The organism is Pseudomonas sp. 313 (genome assembly GCF_000316965.1).
Classification (GTDB): domain Bacteria; phylum Pseudomonadota; class Gammaproteobacteria; order Pseudomonadales; family Pseudomonadaceae; genus Chryseomonas; species Chryseomonas benzopyrenica.
In genome coordinates, this window is record NZ_ANBZ01000035.1 from 136881 (window position 1) to 145593 (window position 8713).

Here is an 8713-nt window from a genome sequence, read left to right on the forward strand (position 1 = left end):
GATCCCTGACAGCCCACGTCGCGCCAGGCGCGCTAAGCTGTCGCCCTTTGTTCATCAAGGAACGCCGCCCATGATCGCCTCCCCGCTGGTCACCGCCACCTGGCTGCAGGAGCAACTCGGTCGCCCGGATCTGCTGATCCTCGATGCCAGTCTCTACCTGCCCAACGAACCCCAGATCGCCGACGAGACCTATCGACAGCAGCACATCCCGGGTGCCCTGCGCTTCGATATCGAACACTTCTCCGATCCGGACACCCCGCTGCCGCACATGGTCCCCAGCGCGGGCCGTTTCGCCCGCCTCGCGGGCGAATTGGGCGTCACCCCCGAGACGACCCTGGTGGTCTACGACCAGAAGGGCCTTTTCTCTGCTGCCCGGGCCTGGTGGCTGTTCCGCCTGTTCGGCCACGACCAGGTGATGGTGCTCGATGGCGGCCTGCTACTCTGGCGGGAACAGGGCCTGCCGCTGGAGGCCGGTGAAAACCAGCCCAGCCCGCAGCCGCCCTACCCGGTCATCTTCAACAATCGCCTGCTGTGTGGCCTGGGCGATGTGCAGACCGCGCTCAGCCTGGGCCAGACCCAGGTCCTCGATGCCCGCGGCGCCAAGCGCTTCACTGGCGAAACTCCCGAACCACGCCCAGGCGTGGCCTCTGGTCATATGCCCGGCAGCCAGAATCTGCCCTACGACAGCCTGCTGACCGCGGCCGGTACCCTGCTGCCACCCCAGGAGCTGCGCCAGCGCTTCCAGGCACTGGGTATAGATGGCCTGCATCCGGTGATCACCAGCTGCGGCAGTGGCGTCACCGCCGCGGTACTGCTGCTCGCCCTCAGCGTCGCCGGCCTGCCGGATGGTCGACTCTACGACGGCTCTTGGAGCGAATGGGGTCAGCATCCTGCTACGACTAAGGCGCTGGGCCCGGCCTGAGGCAGGCTAAGTCACTGATTTGCCTCAATACCTGTAGTATCCGATAGAGACGCCCAATCGTTGGCATCGCCTTTAACAATGAGGTGAATCGTCAAAATGCGATTAGTATGCGTCCTATCGATTTCAACCCTGACTTAAACCCATCAAGGAGTCATCAATGTCCCTGATCAACACCGAAGTGAAGCCTTTCACCGCGACCGCCTACCACAACGGCAAATTCGTCCAGGTGACCGAGGCCGATCTGAAGGGCAAGTGGTCCGCCATCGTCTTCTACCCGGCCGACTTCACCTTCGTGTGCCCCACCGAACTGGAAGACCTTGCTGACCTGTACCCCGAGTTCCAGAAGCTGGGCGTCGAGATCTACGGCGTGTCCTGCGACACCCATTTCGCGCACAAGGCCTGGCACGACACCTCGGAAGCCATCAAGAAGGTCAACTACCCGCTGGTAGGCGATCCCACCGCTCGCCTGGCACGCAACTTCGAAGTCCTGATCGAAGAAGAAGGCCTGGCCCTGCGTGGCACCTTCCTGATCAACCCGGAAGGCCAGATCAAGCTGTGCGAAATCCACGACAACGGCATCGGCCGTGACGCCAGCGAACTGCTGCGCAAGGTCCGCGCTGCCCAGTACGTCGCCAACCATCCGGGCGAAGTCTGCCCCGCCAAGTGGAAAGAAGGCGAAGCTACCCTGACCCCCTCGCTGGACCTGGTAGGCAAGATCTAACGCCCGCCTGATCCAGCCCGAGCGCCCGGGCGCCTTGCCCGCGCGCTCTTTTTTTGCCCATTTTTTACGGAAGCCACGTCGCCATGTTGGACGCCAATCTGAAAGCCCAGCTCAAGACCTACCTCGAACGCGTCACGCGCCCCATCGAGATCGTCGCGTCCCTCGACGATGGCGCGAAGTCCCGTGAAATGCACAGCCTGCTGCAGGACATCGCCAGCCTGTCCGATCAGGTCAGCCTCAGCACCGACGGCAGTGATGCGCGTCGTCCCTCCTTCGCCCTGCTGACCCCTGGTCAGAACATCGACCTGCGCTTCGCCGGCCTGCCCATGGGCCACGAATTCACTTCCCTGGTCCTGGCCCTGCTACAGGTGGGCGGTCATCCCTCCAAGGCAAGCCAGGACGTCATCGAGCAGGTCAAGGCCCTCGACGGCGACTACCAGTTCGAAACCTATTTCTCCCTCTCCTGCCAGAACTGCCCGGACGTGGTGCAGGCCCTGAACCTCATGGCCGTGCTCAATCCCCGGGTCAAGCACGTCGCCGTCGACGGTGCCCTGTTCCAGGACGAGGTCGAGCGCCGCCAGATCATGGCCGTGCCCAGCGTCTACCTGAACGGCGAACCCTTCGGCCAGGGCCGCATGGGCCTGGAAGAGATCGTCGCCAAGCTCGACACCGGCGCCGCCGCCCGCTCCGCCGACAAGCTCAATGCCAAGGCCGCCTTCGATGTCCTGGTCATCGGGGGTGGCCCAGCCGGTGCCGCAGCCGCCGTCTATGCCGCACGCAAGGGCATTCGTACCGGCGTCGCCGCCGAGCGTTTCGGCGGTCAGGTATTGGACACTCTGGCTATCGAGAACTTCATCTCCATCAAGGAGACCGAAGGTCCGAAACTGGCCATGGCGCTGGAAGAGCACGTCAAGCAGTACGAAGTCGACATCATGAACCTGCAGCGCGCCGAGCAGCTGATCCCGGCCCACGAAGCCGGCGGCCTGCACGAGGTTCGCTTCACCGATGGCGGCTCGCTCAAGGCCAAGACGCTGATCCTCGCCACCGGTGCCCGCTGGCGCGAAATGAACGTCCCGGGCGAGCAGGAATACCGCAACCGCGGCGTGGCCTACTGCCCGCACTGCGACGGTCCCCTGTTCAAGGGCAAGCGCGTCGCCGTGATCGGTGGCGGCAACTCGGGTGTCGAGGCCGCCATCGACCTCGCCGGCATCGTCGCCCAGGTGACTCTGATCGAGTACGACGGCCAGCTGCGTGCCGACGCCGTGCTGCAGCGCAAGCTGTTCAGCCTGCCCAACGTGACCGTCATCACCAGCGCCCTCACCAGTGAAGTCAAGGGTGACGGCCAGAAGGTCAACGGCCTGGTCTACAAGGATCGCAACTCCAGCGAGTTCCATCACATCGAGCTGGAAGGCGTCTTCGTGCAGATCGGTCTGGTGCCCAACACCGATTGGCTCAAGGGCACCGTCGAGCTGTCGCCGCGTGGCGAGATCGAAGTCGACGCCCGTTGCCAGACCTCCCTGCCCGGCGTCTTCGCTGCAGGCGACGTCACCACCGTGCCCTACAAGCAGATCGTCATTGCTCTGGGCGAAGGCGCCAAGGCGTCCCTGGCCGCCTTCGATCACCTGATCCGCACCAGCGTCTGATTGGTCTCGTGCTCTTTTCTCAGCCCGGCAACCGCCGGGCTTTTTTTTCGTCTGGCGCTTTTCCGGTGCGCCCTGGCATGTTTCTCGCTGCAACCTAACCAGGCGTCATAAAGATGGGCACGAACGGTCTAGGAGTTCTTCCCGGACTTTCGTTAGGATCTTAGTGCCGGGTTCCTAGACCTGGCAGCTCCAGCGGTTGAGGACCAGGCGACATATGCATAGACAGATTTCTTCCAGCACCCACGATTCCTATCCCCCCAAGCTGGCGCCCGCCACCCCGCTCACCCATCCTGAACTCGTAGCCTCTCTGGAGGCCACCCTGGCCCAACGCCAACCCGGCCCGGTGTGGCTGTTCGCCTACGGCTCGCTGATCTGGCGCCCCGAGTGCCCCGCCGTCGCCGTGCGCCGGGCTCGGGTACATGGCTATCACCGTGGCCTCTATCTCTGGTCCCAGCTACACCGCGGCACCCCCGAGCAACCTGGCCTGGTACTGGGCCTGGATCGCGGCGGCTCCTGCTCGGGCTTCGCCTACCAGTTGCCCGATGATCAGCTGGACGATCATCTGCTGGCGCTCTGGAAACGGGAGATGCCAGATGGCTCCTACCGCCCCCGCTGGCTGCAATGTCACCTCGAAGACGGCAGCAAGGTCCAGGCGCTCGGCTTCGTGCTCAAACGCAATCTCCCCTGCTATGCCGGCAGCCTCTCCGATGACATCCTCAATCGCGTCCTGACCGAAGCCTGCGGCCATTTCGGCACCACCCTGGAGTACGTCGAGCGCACCATTACGGCGCTCAGGGCCCACGCCATGCCCGATCGCAACCTCGAAGCCTTGCTGCAACGTTATCGCAGCGCCCCGCTGCTGGAGGCCATGCAGGGATGAGGCGGCGTCAGATCAACCCCAACAAGCTGCTGCTCAGCAAATGGACGGCCGTCCAGCCGCGGGAACGGCAAAAGCACTTCATCGTCACCCGCGTCCACACCCCGGACGTCGAGACCGATCCCATCTCGCAGATAGATATACAAGCCGTTCTCACTCGCCGCACCTGGACGCTGGACTGGCACGAGCTGCAGGATGCAGAATGCTGGCTGCAAGGCTGGCAATGAAAATCCGAAAGCAGCGCCGGGATTTTGCGACTAGCATCGCGATATGACGGCACTTTTCTGCAAAGGTGAAACCCTGTAGCAGCCAATGCTGTCACAGTGCCACCTTTGAACAGGAAGCTCTTCCGGATGACCCTCTATGTCGAACTCGCCAGTGCCTTCAACACCCTGAAAGGCGGATTCGAGCCGTTGCGTTGCGTGATCTCCACGCGCGATCAGCGTGCCTACGATGTCGAGGTCTTTTCCCGCAGCGGTCAGTCGGTGCTCAACCGCCCTATCGCCCGCACCGAATTGCTCGACGCCGCCATGCTCGAGGCCTTCATTCTCGACAGCCGCTCCCGCATCGAACGCGACGCGGATGAAACACCCTACTGGACGATTCCCTCCTAAACGAAAAAAGGCCACTCATGCGTGAGTGGCCTTTTTCTTTGGATGGTGCCCGAGGCCGGAATCGAACCGGCACGACCGTTAAGTCGAGGGATTTTAAGTCCCTTGTGTCTACCAGTTTCACCACTCGGGCATAGCCGGACCAAGCAATTTCCGAGTCCGCAGAACCTGATCCAGTATTCACACATCCCTGGATGATGAAAAGCCCCGTAGACCTGAGATCTACGGGGCTTTCAATAGTGGAGGCCGAGGTCGGAATCGAACCGGCGTACACGGATTTGCAATCCGCTGCATGACCACTCTGCCACCCGGCCTCAAACCTGAATGTCTTGCGACACTCATGTAAAACATGGAGCGGGAAACGAGACTCGAACTCGCGACCCCGACCTTGGCAAGGTCGTGCTCTACCAACTGAGCTATTCCCGCTTGGTGACGGGCGCCATTCTATCTGAGCTACCCTTTATGTCAAGCCATTGATTCAAAAAACTTATTTCTTTTTCTCGGCGCTCATCAGGTGCGGCCAGGCCGCCATCAGATAGGTGCACATGGACCACAGGGTCAAGGCCGCCGCGACGATGAGCAAGGCATAACCACTGATCACCCAGAAAGTCATCTGCGGCGGATTGGCCAGCAGAATGACCAGGGCCAGCATCTGCGCCGCCGTCTTCCACTTACCCAGATTGGATACCGCCACCTGGGCACGCGCACCCAGCTCGGCCATCCACTCACGCAGTGCGGACACCACGATCTCGCGACCGACGATGATGACGGCAGGCAACGTCAGCCAGGCGTTGGCATGCTCCTGCACCAGCAGCACGAGCGCCACGGCGACGATGAGCTTGTCCGCCACCGGATCCAGGAAGGCGCCAAAGGGCGTGCTCTGCCCCAGGCGACGGGCCAGGTAGCCATCCAGCCAATCGGTCGCACAGGCGATGGCGAAGACGGCACTGGCGGTCCAGTAACTCCAATGGACTGGCAGGTAGAACAGGATGACGAAGAGCGGAATGAGGAAGACGCGCAGTACGGTAAGCAGATTTGGAATATTCATTGGCGCGGCTATTGGTGAACGTGAGGCGATTCTACTCGCTGTGCAAGGCCGCATAAATCTGCTCGGCCAGCTTTTTGCTAATGCTTGGCGCTTTGGCGATCTCCTCGATACTGGCGCGCTGCAATTCACGCAGTCCGCCGAAGTGCTTCAAGAGCTCCTGGCGGCGCTTGGGTCCGATGCCGGCGACCTCCTCCAACGAGGACGTCCTGCGTGCCTTGCCGCGACGTGCGCGGTGTCCGGTGATGGCGAAACGGTGCGCCTCATCGCGAATCTGCTGAATGAGATGCAGCGCGGGGGAATGAGCCGGCAGGGTGAATTCGTTGGAAGGATCGTCCAGATACAGCACTTCGAGCCCCGGCTTGCGAGTAACGCCCTTGGCGACCCCCAGCAGGACCAGGTCCGGCACGGCAAGCTCCCTGAGCACCTCGCGGGCCATGGCCAACTGGCCCTTGCCGCCATCCACCAGCAGAATGTCGGGCAACTTGCCCTCGCCGGCCTTCAGCCGGCTGAAGCGCCGCGTCAGCGCCTGGTGCATGGCCGCATAGTCGTCACCGGCTGTCACACCTTCGATGTTGTAGCGACGATAATCCGACTTGAGCGGCCCTTCCGGCCCGAAGACCACGCAAGACGCCACCGTCGCTTCGCCGCTGGAATGACTGATGTCGAAACACTCCAGCCGTTGCGGAGGTTCTGGCAGATCCAGCGCCTGCACCAGGGCATCGAAACGCACCCCCATGTGCTGACGATTGGCGAGACGCGTATTCAAGGCCTGCTCCGCATTGGTCACCGCCAACTGCTGCCAGCGTGCCCGGGTACCCCGGACGCGATGGGCAATGACCAATTGGCGCTTGTGAACCTCGGCAAAGGCGTCGATCAGGGTGGCGAAGTCCTCATGGACGGAGTTCACGATGATCTCGTCCGGCAGGTCCCGCTCCAGGTAGGCGAGGTAGTACTGTTCCAGGAAGGCGGCCAGCACTTCGCTGGAGTCTTCCTCGATCCCCACCTCCGGAAAGAAATTCTTGCTGCCCAGTACCCGCCCGCCGCGAACACTGACCAGATGCACACAGGCCCCACCCGGGTTGACCAGGGCGGCTATGACATCGACATCCCCAGTCCCACCCTCGATGCTCTGCTGATCCTGCACCCGTCTGACCAGGGCCACCTGATCACGCAACTCCGCTGCTCGCTCGAACTGCAAGTTGATCGAGGCGGTTTCCATCTTGGCTTGCAGCTCTTCTGCCAAGGCATTGCTGCGGCCTTCGAGAAACATGGCCGAATGGCGAACGTCCTCGCCATACTCCTGCTCGCTGACCAGCGCGACACAGGGGCCCTTGCATCTCTTGATCTGGTACTGCAGGCAGGGACGCGTCCGATTGCGGAAGTAGTTGTCGTCGCACTGCCGTACCTGGAAGGCTTTCTGCAGCAGATTGAGGCTTTCGCGAATGGCACCGGCGCTGGGATAGGGTCCGAAATAACGCCCCTTCCCTCTCTTCTCGCCACGATGAATGGTCAGCCGAGGATACTGATCCTCGGTGGAGAGATAGACATAGGGGTAGGACTTATCATCCCTCAACAGGATGTTGTAGGGCGGGCGCCACTGCTTGATGAGGTTTTGTTCCAGCAGGAGCGCTTCGGTCTCGTTGCCGGTGATGGTGATCTCGATCTGGGCGATCTTGGACACCATGGACGCCGTTTTCGGCGCTAAACCAGTCTTCCTGAAGTAGCTCGAAAGGCGGTTCTTGAGATTCTTGGCCTTGCCTACATAGAGGAGCTTACCGCCCCCATCGAACATCCGGTATACACCCGGACGTCCACTGCAACCGGATAGAAAGGCCGCAGCATCGAAAGATTGACTCATATCAACTCGTTGCATCTACCATGCCGTGGCGAACAGCCAACATGGCCAATTCGACATCGCTGGTAATCGATAATTTCTCGAAGATCCGATAGCGGTAGGTGTTGACGGTCTTGGGCGACAGGCAGAGCTTGTCAGAGATCACCTGGACCTTCTGGCAGCCGGCAATCATCAGGGCGATCTGGATCTCGCGCTCGGACAGCTGATCGAACGGGGAGGCCTCTGCCTTGGACTGAAAAGGCTTCAGGGCGAGCTGTTGAGCGATCTGCGCACTGATGTAACGCCGCCCGGCGAAAGCTTGCTTGATGGCGGTGATCATCTCTTCGATATCCGCCCCCTTGGTCAGATACCCTGCCGCGCCGGCCTGCAACAGCCGGGTCGGGAAGGGATCTTCTTCACAGGCGGTCACGACCACCACCTTCAGATCGGAGCGACTGCGCAGCAGCTTGCGAGTGGCTTCCAGCCCGCCCATACCAGGCATCCGGACATCCATCAAGACGACATCCGGCTCCAGCTCGCGAGCCAGCTTTAGTGCATTTTCGCCACTGTCGGCCTGGCCGACGACCTGAATTCCTGCCACATCCGCCAACATCCTCACGATGCCGGTACGAACAAGATCATGATCGTCGACAACCAGCACCTTGATCAAAATCGAATCCCCTTCGCTTGCGCTTTCATCGCTTGCGTCACCTAAACAACAGTCCGCGGATCCCAACGTTCAAGGGATAGGATCCTGGGCTACGCTATAAATTTGATTGGTCAGGCAAAGAAAAAAGGGGTACGACGCTGCGCACCCCTTGCCTACCGGCCTTAGGCCACTGGGCATTGTATACCGAAAAAACGCATGAGATTGAAGCAGATCCAGAATCATTACAGATTAGAGTATCGACAGTCCTACCAGTGGTACGACGAAGCCTGCCTATCGCAGCACTCTTACGATGTCTTTCATACGGCGATGCGCTCTATCTGCTTCGGCAGCGCCCTGGCAGCAGCAACGTGATCGCGGCCATAGTTAGGTGGTCTGCGGCCTGTTGAG

The 8713-nt window shown here is 61.2% G+C and carries 9 protein-coding genes and 3 tRNA genes; 6 read left to right on the forward strand and 6 right to left on the reverse strand.

Translation table 11 applies throughout. The features are described 5' to 3' along the window. Window positions 1-70 precede the first annotated feature (70 nt). From sseA to C722_RS0107870, 6 genes are all read left to right on the forward strand, one after another. Window positions 71-922, forward strand: a complete 852-nt coding sequence (gene sseA / locus C722_RS0107845) for a 3-mercaptopyruvate sulfurtransferase (protein ID WP_017639977.1) — start codon at window positions 71-73, stop codon at window positions 920-922. A gap of 157 nt (window positions 923-1079) precedes the next feature. Continuing rightward, on the forward strand, window positions 1080-1643 hold the full coding sequence (gene ahpC / locus C722_RS0107850; RefSeq protein WP_007161854.1) for an alkyl hydroperoxide reductase subunit C: 564 nt from the start codon (window positions 1080-1082) through the stop codon (window positions 1641-1643). A gap of 83 nt (window positions 1644-1726) precedes the next feature. Beyond that, window positions 1727-3286, forward strand: coding sequence for an alkyl hydroperoxide reductase subunit F (ahpF, locus tag C722_RS0107855; RefSeq protein ID WP_017639978.1), 1560 nt, complete (start codon window positions 1727-1729; stop codon window positions 3284-3286). A 214-nt stretch (window positions 3287-3500) separates the two neighbouring features. Further along, on the forward strand, window positions 3501-4166 hold the full coding sequence (locus C722_RS0107860) for a gamma-glutamylcyclotransferase (protein WP_017639979.1): 666 nt from the start codon (window positions 3501-3503) through the stop codon (window positions 4164-4166). Further along, window positions 4163-4390 (forward strand): TIGR02450 family Trp-rich protein, encoded by a 228-nt coding sequence (locus C722_RS0107865; protein WP_017639980.1) that lies wholly within the window; start codon window positions 4163-4165, stop codon window positions 4388-4390. Before C722_RS0107860 ends, C722_RS0107865 begins: the two co-directional genes overlap by 4 nt. Before the next feature lie 126 nt (window positions 4391-4516). Continuing rightward, window positions 4517-4777, forward strand: a complete 261-nt coding sequence (locus tag C722_RS0107870) for a hypothetical protein (protein WP_007161858.1) — start codon at window positions 4517-4519, stop codon at window positions 4775-4777. A 43-nt stretch (window positions 4778-4820) separates the two neighbouring features. On the opposite strand, the gene C722_RS0107875 is transcribed toward C722_RS0107870, so the two are convergent. The 6 genes from C722_RS0107875 to uvrY form a co-directional block, all read right to left on the reverse strand. Beyond that, window positions 4821-4907: transfer RNA gene (locus C722_RS0107875), tRNA-Leu, on the reverse strand. Between the two features lie 107 nt (window positions 4908-5014). Further along, window positions 5015-5088, reverse strand: a tRNA-Cys gene (locus tag C722_RS0107880). Window positions 5089-5124: 36 nt separating this feature from the next. Continuing rightward, a tRNA-Gly gene (locus C722_RS0107885) sits at window positions 5125-5200 on the reverse strand. A 61-nt stretch (window positions 5201-5261) separates the two neighbouring features. Then, complete coding sequence (gene pgsA / locus C722_RS0107890) at window positions 5262-5822, reverse strand: CDP-diacylglycerol--glycerol-3-phosphate 3-phosphatidyltransferase (protein ID WP_017639981.1); 561 nt, start codon at window positions 5820-5822, stop codon at window positions 5262-5264. Window positions 5823-5853: 31 nt separating this feature from the next. Further along, window positions 5854-7680 (reverse strand): excinuclease ABC subunit UvrC, encoded by a 1827-nt coding sequence (gene uvrC / locus C722_RS0107895; RefSeq protein ID WP_026083722.1) that lies wholly within the window; start codon window positions 7678-7680, stop codon window positions 5854-5856. 1 nt (window position 7681) lies between these two features. Then, window positions 7682-8326 carry a UvrY/SirA/GacA family response regulator transcription factor gene (uvrY, locus tag C722_RS0107900; protein WP_017639983.1) on the reverse strand — a complete coding sequence of 215 codons (645 nt, stop codon included), beginning with the start codon at window positions 8324-8326 and terminating at the stop codon, window positions 7682-7684. Window positions 8327-8713 lie beyond the last annotated feature (387 nt).

What these genes read in the sequence shown, in the direction of transcription:
- C722_RS0107860 (WP_017639979.1), top strand. Translation starts at nt 3,501, where the DNA reads ATGCATAGACAGATTTCTTCCAGCACCCACGATTCCTATCCCCCCAAG.
- ahpF (WP_017639978.1), top strand. Translation starts at nt 1,727, where the DNA reads ATGTTGGACGCCAATCTGAAAGCCCAGCTCAAGACCTACCTCGAACGC.
- C722_RS0107870 (WP_007161858.1), top strand. Translation starts at nt 4,517, where the DNA reads ATGACCCTCTATGTCGAACTCGCCAGTGCCTTCAACACCCTGAAAGGC.
- C722_RS0107865 (WP_017639980.1), top strand. Translation starts at nt 4,163, where the DNA reads ATGAGGCGGCGTCAGATCAACCCCAACAAGCTGCTGCTCAGCAAATGG.
- sseA (WP_017639977.1), top strand. Translation starts at nt 71, where the DNA reads ATGATCGCCTCCCCGCTGGTCACCGCCACCTGGCTGCAGGAGCAACTC.
- uvrC (WP_026083722.1), bottom strand. Translation starts at nt 7,680, where the DNA reads ATGAGTCAATCTTTCGATGCTGCGGCCTTTCTATCCGGTTGCAGTGGA.
- ahpC (WP_007161854.1), top strand. Translation starts at nt 1,080, where the DNA reads ATGTCCCTGATCAACACCGAAGTGAAGCCTTTCACCGCGACCGCCTAC.
- pgsA (WP_017639981.1), bottom strand. Translation starts at nt 5,822, where the DNA reads ATGAATATTCCAAATCTGCTTACCGTACTGCGCGTCTTCCTCATTCCG.